General features: G+C 70.5%; 17 protein-coding genes. 4 read left to right on the top strand and 13 right to left on the bottom strand.

Translation table 11 applies throughout. The features are described from left to right. Positions 1-44 precede the first annotated feature (44 nt). Entirely contained in the window at positions 45-1,364 is a 1,320-nt protein-coding gene (gene egtB, locus OV207_RS00765; RefSeq protein ID WP_267551707.1) for an ergothioneine biosynthesis protein EgtB, read from the top strand. An 8-nt stretch (positions 1,365-1,372) separates the two neighbouring features. Further along, a complete protein-coding gene (egtD, locus tag OV207_RS00760; RefSeq protein ID WP_267551702.1) occupies positions 1,373-2,395 on the top strand; it encodes an L-histidine N(alpha)-methyltransferase in 1,023 nt (340 codons plus the stop codon). Positions 2,396-2,487: 92 nt separating this feature from the next. Here egtD and OV207_RS00755 read toward each other — a convergent pair whose 3' ends face one another. The 7 genes from OV207_RS00755 to OV207_RS00725 form a co-directional block, all read right to left on the bottom strand. Continuing rightward, entirely contained in the window at positions 2,488-2,676 is a 189-nt protein-coding gene (locus OV207_RS00755; RefSeq protein WP_120533125.1) for a hypothetical protein, read from the bottom strand. A gap of 292 nt (positions 2,677-2,968) precedes the next feature. Continuing rightward, a complete protein-coding gene (locus OV207_RS00750) occupies positions 2,969-3,418 on the bottom strand; it encodes a CoA-binding protein (RefSeq protein ID WP_193429389.1) in 450 nt (149 codons plus the stop codon). 107 nt (positions 3,419-3,525) lie between these two features. Next, positions 3,526-4,068 carry a hypothetical protein gene (locus OV207_RS00745; protein ID WP_267551698.1) on the bottom strand — a complete coding sequence of 181 codons (543 nt, stop codon included), beginning with the start codon at positions 4,066-4,068 and terminating at the stop codon, positions 3,526-3,528. Beyond that, positions 4,069-4,509, bottom strand: a complete 441-nt coding sequence (bacM, locus tag OV207_RS00740; RefSeq protein WP_193429390.1) for a bactofilin BacM — start codon at positions 4,507-4,509, stop codon at positions 4,069-4,071. It abuts the gene before it with no gap. 3 nt (positions 4,510-4,512) lie between these two features. Then, entirely contained in the window at positions 4,513-5,403 is an 891-nt protein-coding gene (locus OV207_RS00735; protein ID WP_193429391.1) for a ParB/RepB/Spo0J family partition protein, read from the bottom strand. A 107-nt stretch (positions 5,404-5,510) separates the two neighbouring features. After that, positions 5,511-6,302 carry a ParA family protein gene (locus tag OV207_RS00730; protein ID WP_120533133.1) on the bottom strand — a complete coding sequence of 264 codons (792 nt, stop codon included), beginning with the start codon at positions 6,300-6,302 and terminating at the stop codon, positions 5,511-5,513. Between the two features lie 3,844 nt (positions 6,303-10,146). Further along, complete coding sequence (locus OV207_RS00725; RefSeq protein ID WP_267551688.1) at positions 10,147-10,605, bottom strand: VOC family protein; 459 nt, start codon at positions 10,603-10,605, stop codon at positions 10,147-10,149. 86 nt (positions 10,606-10,691) lie between these two features. Between OV207_RS00725 and OV207_RS00720 the strand changes: the two genes are divergently transcribed. Together OV207_RS00720 and OV207_RS00715 are read left to right on the top strand one after the other, a co-directional pair. Further along, the gene (locus OV207_RS00720; RefSeq protein WP_267551686.1) at positions 10,692-11,660 is read left to right on the top strand and encodes a hypothetical protein; all 969 of its coding nucleotides are present in this window, start codon (positions 10,692-10,694) and stop codon (positions 11,658-11,660) included. Positions 11,661-11,752: 92 nt separating this feature from the next. Then, the gene (locus OV207_RS00715; RefSeq protein WP_267551685.1) at positions 11,753-12,706 is read left to right on the top strand and encodes an oxidoreductase; all 954 of its coding nucleotides are present in this window, start codon (positions 11,753-11,755) and stop codon (positions 12,704-12,706) included. A 142-nt stretch (positions 12,707-12,848) separates the two neighbouring features. On the opposite strand, the gene rsmG is transcribed toward OV207_RS00715, so the two are convergent. From rsmG to OV207_RS00685, 6 genes are all read right to left on the bottom strand, one after another. Next, the gene (gene rsmG / locus OV207_RS00710) at positions 12,849-13,502 is read right to left on the bottom strand and encodes a 16S rRNA (guanine(527)-N(7))-methyltransferase RsmG (RefSeq protein WP_267551683.1); all 654 of its coding nucleotides are present in this window, start codon (positions 13,500-13,502) and stop codon (positions 12,849-12,851) included. A gap of 76 nt (positions 13,503-13,578) precedes the next feature. Continuing rightward, complete coding sequence (mnmG, locus tag OV207_RS00705) at positions 13,579-15,426, bottom strand: tRNA uridine-5-carboxymethylaminomethyl(34) synthesis enzyme MnmG (protein ID WP_267551681.1); 1,848 nt, start codon at positions 15,424-15,426, stop codon at positions 13,579-13,581. A 500-nt stretch (positions 15,427-15,926) separates the two neighbouring features. Beyond that, entirely contained in the window at positions 15,927-16,493 is a 567-nt protein-coding gene (locus tag OV207_RS00700; RefSeq protein ID WP_267551679.1) for a hypothetical protein, read from the bottom strand. 283 nt (positions 16,494-16,776) lie between these two features. Continuing rightward, positions 16,777-17,451 carry a glutathione S-transferase family protein gene (locus OV207_RS00695; protein ID WP_267551678.1) on the bottom strand — a complete coding sequence of 225 codons (675 nt, stop codon included), beginning with the start codon at positions 17,449-17,451 and terminating at the stop codon, positions 16,777-16,779. Positions 17,452-17,525: 74 nt separating this feature from the next. Next, entirely contained in the window at positions 17,526-17,999 is a 474-nt protein-coding gene (locus OV207_RS00690; protein ID WP_267551676.1) for a macro domain-containing protein, read from the bottom strand. Positions 18,000-18,027: 28 nt separating this feature from the next. Continuing rightward, complete coding sequence (locus tag OV207_RS00685; protein WP_267551675.1) at positions 18,028-20,841, bottom strand: M16 family metallopeptidase; 2,814 nt, start codon at positions 20,839-20,841, stop codon at positions 18,028-18,030. Positions 20,842-20,859: the final 18 nt, after the last annotated feature.

Raw genomic sequence — 20,859 nt, 5'->3', positions numbered from 1 at the left:
CGGCGCCCCTTCCTATCCTTGGGCCGACCATGTCGATGAGGGCCATGAAGCAGGAGCCGCCCCCCACCGGGGAGGCGAGGAGCTGGAAGGCGCGCGCCTTGCGGGAACTGGACGCGGGGCGGGCGCGCATCCAGGCCATGCTGGCGCCGCTGCCGGAGGTGGAGCTGATGCGGCAGCACTCGCCGCTCATGTCGCCGCTCGTCTGGGACGTGGCCCACGTGGCCAACTACGAGGAGCAGTGGCTGCTGCGCGCCCTGGGGGCCCCGGCCTTCACGGACCCCGCGTTCGACGCCATCTACGACGCCTTCCGCCACCCGCGGAGCACCCGCTCCACGCTGCCCCTGCTGGAGCCCGAGGACGCCTGGGCCTACGCCACCCGCGTGCGCGAGGCGGTGCGCGCGCACCTGGAGGTGCTGCCGGAGGAGGGCGCGGATCCGCTGCTCGCCGGGGGCCGCGTCTTCGGCATGGTGGCGCAGCACGAACAGCAGCACGCGGAGACGCTCGCCGCCACGCTGCAGTTGATGACGCACGGCGAGTACCACCCGGTGGAGCCGCCCCGGCACCAGCCCGGCGCGGTGCCGCAGCATGAGGTCCTCATCCCCGGCGGCCCGGTGCACCTGGGCAGCGCGGACGCCTGGGCCTACGACAACGAGCGGCCCCGGCACGCCGTGGACGTGGCGCCCTTCCTGCTGGACGCGCACCCCGTCACCAACGGGGACTACCTCGTCTTCGTCGAGTCCGGCGGCTACGAGGACGCGCGCTGGTGGGACCCGAAGGGCTTCGCGTGGATCCAGGCGGAGGGCCTGCGCCACCCGCTCTTCTGGATGCCCCAGGGCGGGCACGCGTGGCTGCGCCGCCGCTTCAGCGCGGTGGAGCCGCTGCCGAAGGACGAACCCGTCCAGCACGTGTCCTGGTACGAGGCGGACGCCTACGCGCGGTGGGCCGGCAAGCGCCTGCCCACCGAGGCCGAGTGGGAGAAGGCCGCCCAGGGCAGTGACGGCGTGGAGCGCGCGTACCCCTGGGGAAACGACGCGCCCACGGACGCGCACGCCAACCTGGGCGGGACGCGGTGGGGCCCGTCGCCGGTGGGCAGCCACCCCCTGGGCCGCAGCGCGGACGGCGTCTTCGGCCTCGTGGGGGACGTGTGGGAATGGACCTCCAGCGACTTCCAGCCGTACGCGGGGTTCCGGGCCTTTCCCTACCGCGAGTACTCGGAGGTGTTCTTCGGGACCGAGTCGAAGGTGCTTCGGGGAGGCGCCTGGGCGAGCGCGCCGGTGGCGGTGCGCAACAGCTTCCGCAACTGGGACTTCCCCATCCGCCGGCAGATCTTCGCCGGCTTTCGCTGTGCACGGGACGTGAGGTGAGGAACGCGATGAGGATGAGGACGGAGCAGGGAGAGGCGCGGGGTCCGGGCACCGACGACGCCCCGGGCGTGCGGGTGGACGTGTACGTGAAGCCGGGGGACGCGCAGCGCGCGCTCCGGGCCGAAGCGCTCCAGGGCCTGTGCCACGCGCCCAGGGAGCTGAGCCCCAAGTGGCTCTACGACGAGCGCGGCAGCCAGCTCTTCGACGACATCACCCGCCTGCCGGAGTACTACCCGACGCGCCGCGAGCGGGAGATCCTGCGCGCGCACGCGGACGACATCGCCCGCCTGAGCGGCGCGGACACGCTGGTGGAGCTGGGCAGCGGCACCAGCGAGAAGACGCGCCTGCTGCTGGACGCCATGGACGCGGCCGGGCAGCTCCAGCGCTTCGTGCCGTTCGACGTGAGCGAGGCCTTCCTGCGCAAGGCGGCCGAGGGCCTGGCGCGCGAGTACCCGGGCATCGCCGTGCACGCCGTCGTGGGCGACTTCGAGCAGCACCTGGGGCGCATCCCGAGCGGTGGCCGTAGGCTCATCGCCTTCCTGGGCGGCACCATCGGCAACCTGAAGCCCGCGCAGCGCGCGCTGTTCCTGCGCGAGCTGTCCTCCGGGCTGCGACCGGGGGACGGGCTGCTGCTGGGCACCGACCTCATCAAGGACCGCGAGCGCCTCTTCGCCGCCTACAACGACAGCGCGGGCGTGACGGCGGACTTCAACCGCAACGTGCTGCGCGTGCTCAACCGCGAGCTGAACGCGGACTTCGACCCGGAGGCCTTCGACCACCTGGCCCCGTTCGATGAGCGCAACAAGTGGATCGAGATGCGCCTCATCTCCCGCAAGGCCCAGTCCGTGTGGCTGGGGGACCTGGGCAGGCGCGTGGACTTCGCCCCGGGCGAATGTCTGCGCACGGAGGTGAGCTGCAAGTTCTGTCGCGAGCAGGTGCAGGCGGAGCTCAGCGACGCGGGTCTGGACCTGGCCGCGTGGTGGACGGACGCGGACGGCGACTTCGCGCTGTCACTGGCGATGAAGCGCTGAGCGAAGGTTCCGCCCGGCGCGCTGAAGGAGGCGCCGGGCACGGACCCGAAGTCAGGGCACCGGGCCCAAGGGCCCGGGATACGACGGCGCGACTACCGGCGGCGCGGCGGGTTGCGACGCACCGGCACGGGCACCGGGGCCGGCTGCGCCGGACGGGTCCACGCGGCCCACAGCGCCGCCGCCGCGGTGATGACCAGGCCTCCCGCTGCTGCAAGCTGCTCACCCAGGGCGCCGATCTCCACGACGGCCAGGGGGAGGGGAAGCATCTCGGTGAGCGTCATGCGCGGACTCCTTACGAGGGGCACAGCGTGAGGACCTGGGACGGGCCGCGACGGGCGCTCGACGCAGATCGGGAAGCTAAGGTTAGGAAGTCGGAGGGCTTTCGGGAAGTCCCGGAGGCAGGTGATGACGGGGCGTGGACGGAATTGCACCTCGGCGCGGGCCCGAAGTCCATCCCCTCCCCGTCCCAGCTTCGCGAAAACATCACCCGCCTCACCTAATGGGGACACGCGGGCGGCGCAGAACGTTCCTGCCCGCCTGCTTTCTTTCCGCGGCCTCCCACCCCCTCCGGGGCTAGCCCCCGTGCGGATGGTGCGTCTTCCACTCCACCATCATGCAGTGGTCCTGCACCACCTGGATGCCCGCGCGGGCCAGGCGCTCCGCCGCGGCGTCATTGCGGATGCCCTTCTGGAACCACACCGCGCGAGGCTTCTTCGCCAGCAGGTCGTCCACGTGCGCGTTGATGTCTTCGGGGCGCAGGAACACCTCCACCACGTCCACCTCCCCGGGCACGTCCTTCACCGACGCGGACACGGGCTCGCCCAGGATGGTCCCCTGCTCGTGGTGCGTGGGGACGGGCAGCACCGTGAAGCCGTGCTCCTTGAGGAACCGGGGGATGGCGTGCGCGGGCTTGTCCGGGTGGGTGTCCGGCCGGATGCCCAGGACCGCGACGCGCTTGCTGCGGCCCAGCAGCGCGCCAATGCCCGTCGGGTCGTCGATGAGGTTCTTGCGCCAGTCGTCCATGGGCTGCTCCTTGAAGGAAGGAGCGCATCGAACGGGGCGAAGCAGTCCACGCACAACCCGGGGCCTGACGCGACGGGCGCCAACCGTCCTGCGCAGGACGTCCGGCTTCAGCGGGGCGCGGCCTGGACCTGGATGGTGCGGCAGGCCTCGGTGGCCAGGCGCACCTCTTCGGTGGAGGCGCCGGGGAGGCTCGCGCACAGGAACAGGTCCTCCCCCACGCGCCGGGCGCCGTAGAACGCGGGCGCCTCCGGGCCCACGCCGCCGTCCGGCAGCGTCGGGGCCAGGGTGACGCGCAAGAGGGAGAAGGACGCCGTGTCCTCTTCCTGGTCCAGCGACAGCGTGAAGTGCTTCATCTGCTCGCGGACGGTGTCCGCCAGCTTCTCCGAGGAGGGCATCTGTTCGCCCTGTCCCGGCTTCAGGTCCACGCGCAGCGCCGGGCGGCCGGGAGGGCCCGCCTGGAAGCTGCCGTCGGTGGCCACCTGCGCGGACCAGCCCGGCGGCAGCGGCACCTTCACCCCGGAGCGCAGGCCCGCGTCCTCCGTCAGGCTCCCGGAGGACGGCGCTTCGTCCTGGCAGCCCCGGCAGCCCGTGAGCAGCGCGAGGGTCACGAGCCCCGCGACCCTTCGCACGCTGGACGGGAGGACGGACACCTACTTCTTCTCGCCCATGGGCGGAGGGCCACCCTTGCCGATGTTCTCCATCTTCACCGCGCCCTCCAGGATGGCGCCGCGGTCCATGGTGAACGACGGCGTCTCAAGGTTGCCCTTCATGCGGCCCGGCTGCTTGAGCTCGATGAGCTGCGCGGCGCGCACGTTGCCTTCCACGGTGCCGTTGATGATGACGGTGCCGGCCTGGATTTCAGCCTGCACGCGGGCGCCGTCGCCAATGACGAGCACGTCCTTGGTGATGATCTGCCCGTTGAACTTCCCGTCGATTCGAACCTGACCCTCGAAGGTGAGCTTCCCCTCGAACTCGCTTCCCTTACCCAGAAGCGTGTGAACCTCACCCGGACGCGTCGACACGTAATCCTCCTCCCGTTTGAACAGGGGCTTGCTGGGTGCTTCGTCTTTCTTCCCGCCAAGGAGCGCCACGCCCTACTCCTTCCTCAGAAGCTTCAACAGCCTGTCCAGGTCATCGTAGGAGAAGAAGTCCACTTCAAGGGTGCCTTTTCCTGGGCTTTTCTCCGACAGGCGCACCTTTGTCCCCAATCGACGTTGCAGCTCTTCGGTGAGCGCCTTCACCTGCGGGCTCACCTTGGCCGCCGGCTTCCCGGTGTCCTTCGACTTCGCGGACCGGCCCTGCTGCACCAGCCGCTCCGTGTCGCGCACGGACAGCTTCTTCTCCGTCACCTGGCGCGCCAGGTTCTGCAGCTCCGGCAGGCGCGGCACGCCGAGCAGCGCGCGCGCGTGGCCCATGCTGAGCGACCCGTCCGCGACCATCGCCTTCACGTCCGCGGGCAGCGCCAGCAGGCGCAGCGCGTTCGCGACGGTGGAGCGCTCCTTGCCCACCTTCTGGGCCACCTGCTCCTGCGTGAGCTTGAACTCGTCCACCAGGCGCTTGTAGCCATCCGCCTCTTCGATGGGGTTCAGGTCGGAGCGCTGGAGGTTCTCCACCAGCGCCAGCTCGAAGGCCTGCGCCTCCGTGACCTCGCGCACGATGGCGGGGATCTCCTTGAGGCCGGCGGCCTGGGACGCCCGCCAGCGGCGCTCACCGGCGATGATCTTGTACCCGTCCCCGTCCTTGCGCACGAGGATGGGCTGCAGGATGCCCTGCGCCTTGATGGACTCGGCGAGCTCGTGGAGCTTCGTCTCGTCGAAGTGCCGGCGGGGCTGGAGGTTGTCGCGGTGGATGGACTCGATGGCCAGCTTCAGCACCCCGGCCTTCGAGGGGGGCACGGGCGCCGGAGCGGCGGGGGCGGCCTGGGGGATGAGTGCGGAGAGGCCCCGGCCCAGGGCGCGCTTCTGGGTGTCTGCGGTCTTCTGCACGGTGTTCAGGAACTCCCGCGCTGGCGTGGTGCCGGCGCATCGGGCCTTCGGTGTACCCGGCGAACCGGGGCAGGCGTCAGCCCATTCGCTTCAAAGGCGCCAGGCGCTCAGGCGACCCGCCGCTTGGACGGCCGGGGGTTCTCCCGGCGCATCAGCTCCCGGCCGAGCGCCAGGTAGCTCTCGCAGCCCTTGGACTTGATGTCATAGAGGATGATGGGCTTGCCGAAGGACGGGCACTCGGACAGGCGCACGTTGCGCGGCACGACGGCCTGGAACACCTGATCCTTGAAGTAGCCGCGCACCTCGTCCACGACCTGGTGGGCGATGTTCGCCCGCGCGTCGAACATGGTGAGCAGGATGCCCTCCATCTTGAGCGCGGGGTTCAGGCCCTGCTTCACCAGGTCGATGGTGTGCGTGAGCTGCGACAGGCCTTCCAGCGCGTAGTACTCGCACTGGAGGGGGATGAGGACGGAGTCCGCGGTGACGAGCGCGTTGAGGGTGAGCAGGCCCAGCGAGGGCGGACAGTCGATGATGATGTAGTCGTACTTGTCCTTGAGCGGCAGCAGGGCTTCGCGCAGGCGGAACTCGCGCCGCTCCTGGTTGACCAGTTCGACCTCCGCGCCGGTGAGGTCGGGCGTGGCGGGGATGACCTGGAGGAAGCGCAGCTCCGTGGGGTGGATGAGCTCCGAAGCGGGGCGGCCCCCGAGGAGTGCGTCGTAGACGGTGCCGTGGAGGGCGTCGCGCTTGAGGCCCAGGCCGCTGCCGGCGTTGCCCTGGGGGTCCATGTCCACCAGCAGGGTGCGGCGCTCGGCGGACGCGAGACTCGCCGCGAGGTTGATGGCGGTGGTCGTCTTGCCGACCCCGCCCTTCTGGTTGGAGATGCAGATGATACGACCCACGTGGCCCATCCTCTCTCGCCCCGGGTTCACCGGAGCCCCGAGCACTCATGAATGCTCGGGACGCACTAACTGGTGCTGATCAGGCAGCTAGCACGGGGTTCTCGGACGGATCAAATTAGTGTCCGTGATCAGCCGGTGCTCCTGCCAGGCCCCTCGCTCTGGGAGGCCGGGCGTGGCGGAACGGGCAGCGCGTGGGCTGGAATTCACGCGGCGGAGCGACCGTGGCAGTGCCTGCTCGGCTGCTTCGGAATGCGGGAATAGGGCGCGGTTTCCGTGCGGGCTGGAAGGGTGGTGGGTTTTTCAGGGGGTCCGGTGGCGGGAAGTCCGCGCGGGAGGCTTCGGCGGGTTCGCGGCTTCGCGTGGGCGTGGTCTCCGGGCCCGTCACTTTGCGCGCGGCAGGCTCGCGTTCGTGACGCGGTTTCGTGGTGCGGGCGCCAGCTTTCGTGGCAGAGGCCGTGGGCCATGGTTCCGCGTTGGGTTTCGCGGGCACATGCACGAGACGACTGGCGACGCTCGTGGCGGAGGTCTTGGGCCGTGGCTTCGCTTCGAGCCCATGGGCCGCATCCGCGACGTGCCCAGGAACTTCGCGTTGGGACTCCCATGCACCTTCTTGATGCGGACGTGGGCTTTCGCGGTGAAGGTCGTGGTCCGAGGCATCGCATTGAGCCCGTCAGTCGATTTCGCGGCGTAGCCGAGCATCACGCTCGGATGCCCACGCATCCTCGCGAGGCGGTCATGAGGCTTCGTGGTCGAGGTCGCTCAGTGGCTTCGCCTTGAGCCCATCGGTCGCCTTCACGGCGTGGTCCGTGGCGTTGACTTGGGGCGCTTACGCAGCTTCGCGATGAAGTCACGGGCCTTCGCGGTGAGCGGCGCCGTTGGGTCCGGAGGTCGCGAGCCGGTGGCGTCATGTCGGGCTTCGGGTCCGCACCGGACCGAGGTCATGGACCCGCGCGGAGGACAGCTCCCGAAGTGGAGGAGTTCACGGTCGAAGACTCCGCATCGCATGGCGGTGCGACTTCGCGCTGCCGCCCTGCGCATTCGCGGCGAGCCCCCGCGTGTCGTCGATGGCCGTGGGCCAATGGCCGCGCATCCCAGCTCACCGGTTCCATCGGGAGTGGGGCGATGGCCAGGCGACACCTCGTTGCGGGATTCAAGATGGGGCGGGTTCCGGCGACGCAGTTCGACGCCCCCGTACTGGCTGCCTCCACCTGGACGTTTCGCGAAGGCCACCGCATCTGGGTCTTCCCGCCCGTGCCTTTGCGCTCGCGACTCAATCCCGCGTCCGGCGTCCACCCACGCAAGGCAGCGAAGTGCAGCGCAGCCAAGGTCCACACCATCGCCTCCAGCCACCTGGTCGCGCGACGCCGAGCAACGCAGCACTGCGCTCCCCTGCCCCGCTTCGTCCCCCGACGCTGCGCGGAGATGGCGTCCCCGGACCACGCGCTTGATTCAGCACCGATGCGCCGTGAACGGCGACGCGCTGGATCCGGACGACCGCGCAGTCCTCGAAGGCCCGGAAAGGCTCCCGCATTGGTGAGCGCATGAACCTTCCGACGCCTCGCGCGCCCTGACAGTGGAAGCGATGCGGGACCTGGAGCCGCGAAGGCCACGACGTTCATCCTCAAGGACAGGTGGCTGAGTGCGGCCCGGAACGCATCGACCTTCACCGCTCCTGACTCATGCATGAGTCGGCGCTCGACTCCGGCGTTCCACGTGGAACAACCGCGTCCCTTGCCGCCATGGCGGGCAGTCCTCGGTGAGACCAAGGGCCCCAACCAGCACGTCTTCGGTGGTAACGAAGAAGCCATGGGCCGCTGTGCTTCGTGTCTGCACCGACCGCGAGCAGACGCCGCCTGCCCAGGTTCGTGAATCGGCCAGCATCCGCACCCATGCACTGCCCGGATGAAGGGGCACGAGGCACCACGGTTCAGCAGCGCCCTGCGGTCATCGACTCTCTCGCATCCACGTCCCCTGGCATCTGCTTCAGCATCCGCGCGCCAGGCCGGAGCACCTGAAGTCCCTGCTCCATGGGACCGGTGTTCCACGTGGAACAAGGCGGGCCGAACGGCCCCCACCGCATCACCCCATGAGCCCGCCCGACCACTCCGCGCTCCGGTGCATCGCCTCCTGCTCGCGAATCCAATGAAGCGTTCCCCATGGTGGATGTTCCACGTGGAACAACGACCGCCGAGCACCGTGCCCGCCTTCGCGCGAACTCATGTGAACGGATCCCGCCGGACTCCAGACACGGCGGCACCTGATGCGCGTTCCATCACGCGCCATCACCACCGCAGCTCCGCTTCGCGCCAACCCTGCCGATGCTGGGATGTGCATGGAGCAGCGAGGCGGGATGTTCCACGTGGAACACGCTGGGCCTCCCGGAGGCAGGCCGAACGACCCGTGTCGCTTCTGAGCGAATTCACCAGATGAAGGCAGGAGAAGGAGCAGCCGGCCCAGCGCCTCCTTTCACGTCCTTCATCCAGCGGCCCATGCCGCGCACGAACCCACTGCGATGCACATGGATCCGTGGCTTCATCCGCATGCGCGCGAGGCCCTGATTCGGGTGCCAGCACGTCCGATTCGCGCTTCACCGCCAGGTCATCGCATCCATTGCGCGGCCCGCATCCTGTCCACTGCGGCCATGGGTGATGAGCTGGCGCTGAACCCGCGTCGACGCTTGGGGTCCAGGCGGCCAGGAGAGCCCCCACTCCTGACGTATTCGTGTTCCACGTGGAACACGCGCCGCGTCCCCGCGACTTGCTGTCGGGCGGATCCATCTCATCTCCCTGACCAGACCACCCCTGAACGGACAGGGGCCCGGGACCAGGAGCACGGTGCGCCGCATGGCGTCCTCATCCACGGCAAGCCCACCGCCGTGTTCCACGTGGAACATCGAACCGCCTTCCGCATGCCTGTCAGGAAGAAGAGAGCGTGAGCCCTCCCTTCATCCGGCGTGCACGTCGACCTCGGCATGAAGCCCGCCGCGCGAATTCAGCGGACCTCCCATCCATCGCGGGACAGCGTGTTCCACGTGGAACAGCACACCTCGCCTGCGTGGCTTCAAGGCACTCGTGTGGATCCTCCGCCAAGAGGTGTTGGGCGGGTGAGGAGCGCCGCCCCGACAGCCGGTCCCGCTACCGGATGTCAGCGGCCCTTCTTTCCATGCGCTCAGCGTTGCGCCGGCCCCGCCTGGAAGAGGCGACCCGGCGGATGGCGCATGGTTCAAACCTGTCGGACAGTCGGACATGTTCTTGGCGGGTGGCCACCGGCGGGGCGTCCCCATGCCATCCGGTTCTGGCTTGCCCACCTTGGGCCCAGTTCCACACGCCCCTTGTCTCCCATGTCCGGCTATCGCGCCGTGATGCCGGAGCGATGACCCGGGACGAAGGAGCAGTGCACCACGCGGTTCCCGCTCCTCCTCAAGGTCCTTCACCTTGAACCCCGTGGGGCATGTTCCACGTGGAACACCGCCTCCGCGGAGGGCGCCCGGCTCAACGTGCACCGCGCGATGTGGATGAAGCCGGATGACGGGTGCCTCGTTTGCCGGCGCCGAAAGTCCGCGCATCGTCAAAGCTGGGAACGCGACGGGCGCGGTGTCACGAGGTCGGACGCGGCTCCGGACCCGCCAATCCACCGCCACCGTGTTCCACGTGGAACACCCCTCGTCGCGGTCCCCCTTCGTGTGGCTCACCACGCGATGGAAGCCCCGGACCGGTCCCGTGCTTCACGGTCAGCCAGTGCCTGGGCCTTCGCGCGACGGCCTCAAGCGGTACGAACGGAGGCACCGGTCCGACCCCGGCCGTTCACGACCCTCGAAAAAACCAACCACCCTCCCCTGCCCCCATCAGCGGGGCCAGGCCGCGCCTTGGAGCACGACGCGGTAGCCGTCCGGATCCTCGAAGGTCCTCCCGTGCGCATCCCAGTACGGATTGCGCGAAGTCACCGCCGCGAAGCCCGCGGCCTCCATGCGCCGCACCTGCTCCGCCCACGCTTCGGTGTCCGGCACGTAGAACACCAGGAGGTGCTCTGCCGTGGGTGCGCGTGGCGCTTCGTGCCCGCGCTCCACCGTGAACTCCAGATGGTAGGGCGCACCCGGGTGCCCGAGCATCACGCCGTCGAACCCCGCGTGGCCCTCGAACCGACCCAGCACCTCGAAGCCCAACCCGTCCCGGTAGAAGTGCACCACCGCCTCCAGGTCCCTGGTCGGCCTCGCCACCCGCAGCTTCACCGTGTCCATCGAGTGCTCCTCGCGCCATCGACCCGACCGCGCGCGCATCATCATGGAGGTCACGACCGGGAGCATGGCCCCCTGCCCCGCTCCGGCACCCGAACTCCCGGCCTGACGAAACGCTGCGCGGAACACGGAAGCGCATTACCGGACTCGCAGCCATGCGCCTCCGCTCCCCAGGGTTCCCGCTGCTCTCCCTCCTCATCCTGTTCGGCGGAGGTCCCGCTCGGGGTGAGGACACGCAGGCCGGGGTGCCTGCCTTCAAGTTCGCCTGGCCCGTGCCTTCGCGCGTGGGCATCACGGAGCGGGTCGTCAGCGAACGCGAACACGCCACGCTGAAGTACGACGGCGTGCTCACGGCACGAAAGCCCGGCCCCGGCGCCACGCTCCACTTCGAGAACCTCCAGCAGGTCGAACCCGCTGCCCGGAAAAACCCACCAGGGACCGCCGGCACGGAGGACCTGAAGGCGCTGCTCATCACCTTCACCAAGCCCGACCTCCTCCTGTCGGAGACCGGCGCCCTCACCCGCATCGAAGGACTGGAGCCCGCGCTCGGGAGCGCCGTCACCGTGCTCGAACCGGATCCCCAGGAACGTGAAAGCCACCGGGCCCGCTGGGACACGCCCCTCTTCCAGAATCAGGTGCGGGACCGGGCGGAGCTGACGTGGGCCGCGTGGGTGGGAACGTGGAGCGGCGTGCGGCTCGCGTCCGGCGAGGAGCGGACGAAGGCGGTCCGCTTGCGTCACCCCAACGGTCCGCTGGAGCAGCGCTCCACGCTTCGGCACCGGGGCGCGGTCGCGGGAACGTCTGGCGCGGTGCGGTTGGAATGGGAGATGTCGCTGGACGGAGCGCCCTACCGACAGGTCGTCGCGCGGACCCGGGAGCTGCGGTGCAGCGCGGCGCTGGCCCGCAACCCGTCCGACCCGTGCGCCGCGGAGGTGCTGGAGTCCGCGAGCAGCGTGACCACCGTGGAGCTCGTCACCGAACCCGGCACCCTGCGCCCGTTCTCCGCGCGCACCGTGCACACCGAGACCTTCACCCTGAAGGGAAAGCCGCCCGTCATCCAACGGGAAGAGCGGTCCTACGCCTTCGACTGGAACCGGAAGGCGAAGCGGCCGGGGGCCCGCTGACCCGAGAGGCGGACGCGCGGATCCTGGTGGTTCAGGTCATGGGATGAATTCACGCTCTTTTCCCGGCAGCCACCAGCCATCAGGTTGTGGCCATGACCACGAAACAGCAGCCCCTGAAGTCTGGATACGGCGCGCGGACGACGGCGCGGGAGGTGATGGGCGACCGCCGGCTCGATGGCGTCATCGCCGTGGTGACAGGCGGCTACGCGGGCATCGGACTGGAGACCACGCGCGTGCTCTCCGCCGCCGGTGCGGCGGTCATCGTCCCCGCGCGCACGCCCGACAAGGCGCGCTCGGCGCTCGCGGGCATGGAGCGCGTGGAGTTGGAGCAGCTCGACCTGGCGGACCCGGTCACGATTGATGCCTTCGCCGAGCGCTTCCTCGCGTCCGGGCGTCCCCTCCACCTGCTCGTGAACAACGCCGGCATCATGGCGACGCCGCTGGCGCGGGATGCTCGCGGGTTCGAGTCCCAGTTCGCGACCAACCACCTGGGCCACTTCCAGCTCACGGCGCGCCTGTGGCCCGCGCTGCGAAGGGCGAACGGTGCGCGCGTGGTGGCCCTGTCGTCGCGGGGCCATCGCCGCGCCGGAGTGGACTTCGAGGATCCGCACTTCGAACGGCACGCCTACGACAAGTGGGCCGCGTACGGTCAGTCGAAGACGGCGAACATCCTCTTCGCGCTCGCGCTCGACGCACGCGGTGAGGCCCACCGCATCCGCGCGTTCTCCGTCCATCCCGGCGGCATCCTCACCGACCTGATGCGGTCCATGTCGGAGGAGGAGAAGCGCGGCGCCATCGAGAACTCGAACAAGATCGCGCCCCTCAAGACCGTGGAACAAGGAGCGGCGACGAGCATCTGGTGCGCGACGAGCCCCCAGCTCGACGGCCTGGGCGGCGTCTACTGCGATGACGTCGACATCGCGGAGGTGGTGGGCGCGGAGTCCCCCGTCCCCCGGGGCGTGATGCCGTGGGCCGTGGATCCGACGCTGGCCGAACGGCTGTGGACCGCGAGCGAGGCGTGGACCGGCGCGAGGCTCAGCGGGTAGCGCGGGAACAGCGTTCGCGCGCGCGTTTCATCCGCGCCACCCCACGAGCACACCGGAAAAGAAGACGGCCCCGGAGCAAACGCCCCGAGGCCGCTGAGAACCCAGCGGATCCGCGCAGCGTGCGCGGATCCGCTCCCCTCCCCTACCCCTTCGCGAACACCGCGACCTGGCGTTCGGCCCCGGAGAACGGCAGCCGGTAGGAACGCGCGGACACCACCCGCAGGCTGCGCTCCCCCGCCCGGGCCGCGAGCTCCGCGTCCGTCTGCGGCTTGCCGAGCATCGCCACCACGCGCCCACCCTCCTCCACGTACGCGGGCGCCAGCGCGAGCCAGTCCGGCAGGTCCATGAACGCCCGCGCGATGAGCACCTGCGCTTTCGGAATCCCTTCCGTCTCCGGCTTGCCCTCCGCCCGCGCATGCAGCCCGCGCACGCCGGTGAGGCCCAGCCTGGCCGCCGCGGCCTTGATGAACGCGACCTTCTTGCCCACCGCGTCCACCAGCGTCACGCCCAGCGTCGGCAGCACCAGCTTCAACGGCAGGCCCGGGAAGCCCGCGCCCGCGCCCAGGTCGAGCAGCGTCGTCGCGCCCGTCACCTCCGGCAGCACCGCCAGCGAGTCCAGGAAGTGCTTCTCCAGCACCTCCTCCGGCGCGGTGATGGCCGTGAGGTTCACCTTCGCGTTCCACTTCAGCAGCTCCGCCATCAGCCGCTGCAGCCGGGGCCCCACGTCCTCCCCCACCGTCACGCCCAGCGCACTGCATCCCGCCGCCAACTGATCCGCGAACCGCGCGTTATCCACAACGCCTCCACCCCGAAGGGGCCTTCAAGTCCCTGGAATTGCTCAGGGGATGGTCATCCCCAGAATTGCCCACACCTTATCCACAGCCCTGTTCCTGATCACCCCGCGCCCCGCTGCCCCGCTTGAGCGCGACCAGCAGCAGGGACACCGCGGCCGGCGTCAGGCCCGGAATCCTGCGCGCCTGCCCCACCGTCCCGGGCCGGTGCGCGGACAGCTTCTCCACCGCCTCCGAGCCCAACCCCCGCACGTCCGCGAAGCGGAACGTCTCCGGGATCCGCCACCGGTCGGAGGCCTCCGCCTCGCGCGCCGCCGCCCGCTCCGCCTGGGCGATGTAGCCCTCGTACTTCACCTCCACCTCCACCTCGCCGGTGACGTCGGGGCCCAGCGCGGGAAAGTCCTCGCGGCCCTGCGCCAGCTGCGCGTACGTCACCTCCGGGCGCTTGAGCATGAGGGCCAGCCCCGTGCGCTTGATGCGCGCCACCTCGCCCGTCACCGCGTGGGCCCGCGCCTCGGCCCGCTCCAGGGCCTCCTTCGGCAGCAGCCCCACCCGGTGCCCGTGCCGCGCGAGCCGCAGGTCCGCGTTGCCTTCGCGCAGCTTGAGCCGGTGCTCGGAGCGGCTGGTGAACATGCGGAACGGTTCGTCCACGCCCTTCGTCACCAGGTCGTCCACGAGCACCGCGCCGTGCGCCTCCTCCCGCCCGATGACGAGCGCCGGCTCACCCTTCACCTGGAGCGCCGCCTGGATCCCCGCCCACAGGCCCTGGAACGCGGCCTCCTCGTAGCCGGAGGTGCCGTTGAGCTGGCCGGCGAAGTACAGGCCCGCCACGGCCTTCGTCTCCAGCGTGGGGTGGAGCTGCGTGGGGGGCGCGAAGTCGTACTCCACCGCGTAGCCGTAGCGGATCACCTCCACGCGCGACAGGCCCGGGATGGTGCGCAGGAAGTCCAGCTGCACGTCCGCGGGCATGCTCGTGGACAGGCCCGCCGGGTACACCAGCGGCGACGTGGGCCCCTCCGGCTCCAGGAACACCTGGTGTCGTTCGCGCGCGGCGAAGCGCACCACCTTGTCCTCCAGCGACGGGCAGTAGCGCGGCCCCCGCCCCACGATGTCCCCCTGGAACAAGGGCGAGCGGTGCAGGTTGTCGCGCAGCAGCTGGTGCGTCGCCTGCGTCGTCGCGGTGAGGCCGCACATCACGGCGGGCTGGCGAGGGAACGGCTCACCCCGGGTGAGCTCCACCTGCGTGCGCCAGGAGAACGGCCGCACGTCGGTGTCCCCGGGCTGCGGTGCGACAGCGTCCCAGTCAATGCTGTCGCGGGACAGGCGCGCGGGCGTGCCCGTCTTGAAGCGGCCCAGGGTGAAGCCCAGGGCGTGCAGGGATTCGGAGAGGCCGCGCGCGGCGTCATCCCCCAGCCGGCCGCCGACCTCCTTCTGCTCGCCCACATGCATCAGGGCGCGCAGGAAGGTGCCGGTGGTGAGCAGCACCGCGCGGGCGAGCACCTGGGTGCCATCCCCCAGCACGACGCCCCGCACCCGCCCGCCTTCCGCGACGACGGAGGCCACTTCGCCTTCGCGCACGGTGAGGTTCGGCTGGGAGAAGAGGACGGCCTGCATGCCGGCGGCGTAGGCGTCCCGGTCGCAGAGGATGCGGGTGGCCTGCACGGCCGGGCCCTTGGAGGGATTGAGCGTCTTGAGGTGCGTGCCGGCGAGGTCCGCCACGCGGCCCATCTGTCCGCCGAGCGCGTCCATCTCCCGCACCAGGTGGCCCTTGGCGGTGCCGCCCACGGCGGGGTTGCAGCTCATCACCGCGGCGCGGTCGCGCTTGAGCGTCACGCCCAGGGTGGACAGGCCCAGCCGGGCGCACGCGAGCGCCGCCTCGCAGCCGGCGTGGCCCAGGCCCACCACCACGATGTCGTATCGGAGTTCCATCGCGTCACGGGGCCGCAGGGCACCAGCAACCCGCGGCCCGCCGTGGGTATCACGCCCGAGCGCGTCCGTGGCAAGCCGGGGTGCGCGACAGGCCTTCCCCGCGCAAGCCCCCTCCCCTGCCCGGTGGCTCGCCCGGAGTTCGGGAGCACGCGAGGCGGACGGTGGGAGGGGTGACAACGCCGCCCGCCTCGCGCGCACCAGCCATCAGGTCCATCCACGGGCGCGCCCGGCACACCGGTGGCGTCTGGCCCGTGGACAGCCAATGGCATCCATGAAGTTTGCCCGCACGAGTCCCCCGGTCTCGTGCCTTCTCATGGCGTCGCACACACGGGAGACGGGCCTGCCCGTGCGGTGAGGGCGCATGGGGTGTCGGACTCGAACCTGCGAGGCCGGCCTTCTTCCCGTGTGCGCGACGGGGAAGGGTATAGCGAAGGGGTCTGACATCCGGGTTCCGGGCCCCTGCTTCCAGAGGCTCCCGGCCCGGAAGACCGGCTCCCGCGTCAGCGCGTGGGCAGGGGCTTCGCGGAGGGGCAGTGCACGTTGTCCGGGCAGCGGCCCTCCGTCTTCGGGATGCACGCGCCGCAGCACTCCATCTCGTCCGGCTTGCACTCCGGCACGCACGCACCGCACTGCACCACGCCGCCGCAGCCGTCCTCGGCCGCCCCGCAGCGCAGGCCCAGCGAGGAGCACGTCGCGCGCTGGCACACACAGCGGTCGTCCACGCAGGACTCGTTGGGCTTGCAGCCCGGCGTGCACGCGCTGGTGGGGGCGCCGGAGCCCTTCTTGGGCCCTGACGGCACCGGCGGGGCCACGCAGCGGCCCTCGGAGCAGGTGCCGGCCTCGCAGTCACCACAGTCGATGAAGCCGCCACACCCGTCCGGCGTCCGGCCACAGGCCACCATGGCCACGGAGCAGGTCGCCGGAGCGCAGCCATCCACCGCCACGTTGTCGCGCGACACGCCCGAGGAGGCCCGCACCGCCTCACCCCGGCCCGACGTGCACGCTCCGAACAGCCCCACCGCCACGAACAGCCCCGCCCACCGGCCCAGGCTCCGCACCGCTTCCATGTCGTCCACTCCCTCGCTCCCGACGCATCGCGCGTCCGGGAGGCTTCAACGGGCGAGCCGCCAAGGAGGTCTTGCGCGGGCCCGGGCCGCATCATGCGCACACCGGGGCCACTTGTCCGGAGACGCAGAAGCCCGGACGCACCACGGACGGGTTCCCGGAAGTCAGGAGCCCGGCATCTCGGATGCCTGGTGCCTGGAAGCGCCAGGGATTCAGGCGCTCGGAAGGCTCGGCGCCTGGGGGCGCCAGGGCGTCAGGCTCGGCGACGGTGGGGCAGGGGAGGGCTCAGCGCTGGAGCAGCGAGCGGGCCCACGCGACGGCCTGCGCCTCCGTGGGCGCGTCCTCCGGCTTGCGCGCGGGCACCTCCAGCCCCCGCTTCGCGGCGGGACGCGCCTCGATGGCGGCCAGCCACCGCTGCACGCCCGGCAGGCCGTCCACGGACACACCGGCCCAGTCGTGGATGCGCACCCAGGCCCAGTTCGCGATGTCCGCGATGCTGTAGTCGCCGGCCAGGTACTCGTGGTCCTTCAGCTGGCGCTCCAGCACCGTGTACAGCCGGCGCGTCTCGTTCTGGTACCGGTCGATGGCCGGCTGGAGCTTCTCCGGGAAGTAGCGGAAGAAGACGTTGGCCTGCCCCTGCATGGGGCCCACGCCGCCCATCTGGAACATCAGCCACTGCATCACGCGCGAGCGGCCCTTCACGTCCGAGGGCATCAGCCGGCCCGTCTTCTCCGCCAGGTACACCAGGATGGCGCCGGACTCGAAGACGGCGAAGTCACCCTCCGCGCGGTCCACGATGGCGGGGATGCGGCCGTTGGGGTTGATGGCCAGGAAGGCGGGCTCCTTCTGCACGCCCGTGGAGATGTCCACCGCCTGCACCGTGTACGGCAACCCCAGCTCCTCCAGCGCCACCGACACCTTGTGTCCGTTCGGCGTGTTCCACGTGTACAGGTCGATCATCCGCGTCACCCCGGGCCGTGCGTGAGAAAGGGGCCACCTCTAACGGGGGCAGGGGAGGGGCGCCCGACAGAAGTTCACGTCCGCTTCGGGGGGCGGAAGCGGACGATGCGCACGTCGAACGCGGGCGCGTCACCCAATGCCTCACGCATCAGCTCCAACGCCCGGGCCTCGTCGAAGCTCCCGGAGCCCGCGCCGATGACGGGAAACGCCAGGGATTGGAACCCGTGCTCCCCGGCCCGCGTCAGCGCGTTGTGCACCGAGTCCTGGATGGACCGAGCGGAGGCGCGCCACAGCAGGTTGATGCCCGCGACGTGGATGATGCCCTTGAAAGGCAGACGTCCGGGCCCCGTCACCACCGCGGAGCCCAGCGGCATGGGCCCCACCCGCGCCAGCTCACGGAACGGCGCCGTGCCACCCCGGCGCTTGATGGCCCCGGACACCCCCTGGGGCAACAACAGCCACCAGGGGATGATGTTGCGATTCCAGGCATTGACGATGGCATCCACCGGCTGGTCCAGCAGGTCGCCTTCCACGAGCGTCACGGGCATGGCGGGCAGCCTTGCACGGACCCGGTGCTCAGGGTGACGCCGGAACGTTGACCGGCGTCGCGGCCTGCTTCGCCGCGGTGGCGAAGTCCCCCGCGCGCACCAGGGTGGCCTTGCTCCAGTCCACGTGGTTCGCCAATGCCTTGCGCACGTCCTCCGGCGTCAGCTTCAGGAGCTTCGCCTCCAGCGCCGCGTCGAACGCGAGCGTGCGTCCGAAATACAGATAGCTGGCCAGCTGGTTCGCCAGGTTGCCGTTCTGCGCCCGGGACGTCTGGCGATACTCCAACAACCCGGAGCGGGCCTTGTCCAGCTCCTCCTGGGTGAGCCCCTTCTGGACCGCGCGGGTGACCTCCTCGCGCATGGCGGCCTCCAGCTTCTGGGCATTCTGCGGCGCGTAGATGGCATACGTGACGAACGACCCCACCGCGTCCAGGTCCCCGGAGTCCACGCTGCTGCCCACGCCATAGGACAGGCCGTCCTTCTGGCGCACGCGCGTGGCCAGCCGCGAATTGAGGAAGCCGCCACCCAGCACGAAGTTGCCCATCATCACGCCCGGCCAGTCCGCGTCATCCGCGCGCAGCTTCAACGCCTGCCCCGCCAGGAAGTACGCATTGGCCTTGTCCGGCGTCTCCAGCGCGAGCACCTGGGGTGCCACGGGCTGATATGTCTTTGGCACCCGCGCGTACGGGCCCGGGCTCTTCCACCCGTTGAACAGCGTCCCCGCGAGCGCGAGGAGGTCCTTCGCGTCGAAGTCACCCACCACCGCGAGCTCCCCGTTCGAGGCGCCGTAGAACTGGCGATGGAAGTCGCGCGCCTGCTCCAGCGTGACGTCCTTCACGTCGGACAGGCGCTCCTCCAACGTGGGCACGTAGTAGGGGTGGCCCTTGGGGTAGTGCGCGGACAGCGCGCGCCAGAACGCGATGCCGCCCTGCATCTGCGGCTCGCTGCGCTGCGACTCCAACGCGGCCAGCCGCTCCTGCTTGAGGACCGCGAACTCCCGGGCGTCGAAGGAGGGCTCGCGCAGCACCTCCGCCACCAGCTTGAGGACCTCCGGGAGGCTCGCGCGGGGGCACTCGATGGAGACGCTCGCGCCCAGCGCGCCGCCCTCCACGCCCACGCGGGCCTTGAGGGCGTCCAGCGCGTCCGCCAACTGCTGACGGGTGCGCTTCGTCGTGCCGCGCATCAGCATGCGGCCGGTGTACGCGGCGGCGGGCAGCTTGCCGTGCACGGACTCCCCGGTGCCCCAGCGCAGGGTGAGCGCCAGGTTGACCATCTCACCGCGCGTTTTCTTGGGGAGCACCGCGTACTTGATGCCGCCGGGCAGCTCACCGCGCTGCACGCGCGCTTCGATGTTGGCGGGGGAGGGGTCGAAGGCCTCACCCTGCGCGACGAGCGCGCGGCCCTGGTAGCCGTCCACCGCCTTCGCCACGTCCACCGCGGGCGGCAGCTCCGCGCGGTCCGGCTTCGGGGTGGGGAGGAAGGTGCCCAGCGTGCGGTTGGAGCCCTTGAGGTACGCGGCGGCCACGCGGGTGACGTCCGCGGGCGTGACGGCTTCGATGCGGTCGCGGTGCAGGAAGAGCAGGCGCCAGTCGCCCACCGCGGCCCACTCCGACAGGAGGATGGCGGCGCGCTCGGAGTTGTTGAGCAGCAGCTCCGTCTGCTTCGCCAGGCTCGTCTTCGCGCGGTGGACCTCCTCGGCGGTGAAGGGCTTCTTCGCGGCCTCCTCCACGGTCTGGAGCAGCGCTTCGCGCGCGGGAGCCAGGGGCTGGTCCTGGCGGGCCTCGGTGCTGAAGCCGACCACGCCCGGGTCGCGCAGCTGGAAGTTGAAGGCGCTGACGCGCGCGGCCTTCTTCGTCTCCACGAGCGCCTTGTAGAGGCGGCCGGAGGGAGCATCGCCCATCACCTCGGTGAGCACGTCGATGGCGGCGAAGTCGGGGTGGGCGCCCTCGGGCACGTGGTAGACGCTGGTGAGCAGTTGATTGTCACCCACGCGGCGCAGCGTCACCTCACGCTCCCCGTCCTGGGTGGGCTCCTGGGTGTACGTGAGCGGCACGGGCGTGGTGGGGCGCTTGAGCTTGCCGAAGGTGGACTGCACCAGGGCCAGGGCCTTCGCGGGCTGGAAGCTGCCGGCGACGACGAGCACCGCGTTGTCCGGGCGGTAGTAGCGCCGGTAGAAGGACTGGAGCCGGTCGATGGGGACGTGCTCCAGGTCCGCCTTGGCGCCGATGGTGGCCTTGCCGTAGTTGTGCCAGAGGTAGGCGGCGCTCATCGTGCGCTTGAAGAGGATGCCGCGCGGGTCGTTCTCGCCGGACTCGAACTCGTTGCGCACGACGGTCATCTCGCTGTCGAGGTCCTTCTGCGCGATGAAGCTGTGGACCATGCGGTCCGCTTCAAAGGAGAGCGCCCACTTCAGGTTGTCGTCCGACGCGGGCAGGGTCTCGTAGTAGTTGGTGCGATCCAACCAGGTGGTGCCGTTGGGACGCGCGCCGCGTTCGGTGAGGGCCTGGGGCACGTTGGGGGTGGTGGGCGTGCCCTTGAACATCAGGTGTTCGAGCAGGTGGGCCATGCCCGTCTCGCCGTAGCCTTCGTGCTTGCTGCCCACCAGGTAGGTGACGTTGACCGTCACGGTGGGCTTCGTCGGATCCGGAAAGAGCAGCACGCGCAGGCCATTGGGCAGGCGGTATTCGGTGATGCCCTCCACGCTCGCCACGGGGGTGGTGGCGGACGGCTTCGTCTGGGCGCGAGCGGTGACGGCGGGCTTCGCGGCGGGGGAGGGGGCGGCCCACGCGGGAGGGCCGGCCACGAGCAGGACGGCCAGCAGGGCGAGCGGGGTACGACGTGGCATGCGGTCCTCGGGGGACGG

It is taken from the genome of Corallococcus sp. BB11-1 (assembly GCF_026626625.1).
Lineage (GTDB): Bacteria > Myxococcota > Myxococcia > Myxococcales > Myxococcaceae > Corallococcus > Corallococcus soli.
The sequence above is the reverse complement of the archived record's forward strand: the minus strand, read 5'-3'. Positions and strand labels throughout refer to the sequence as shown.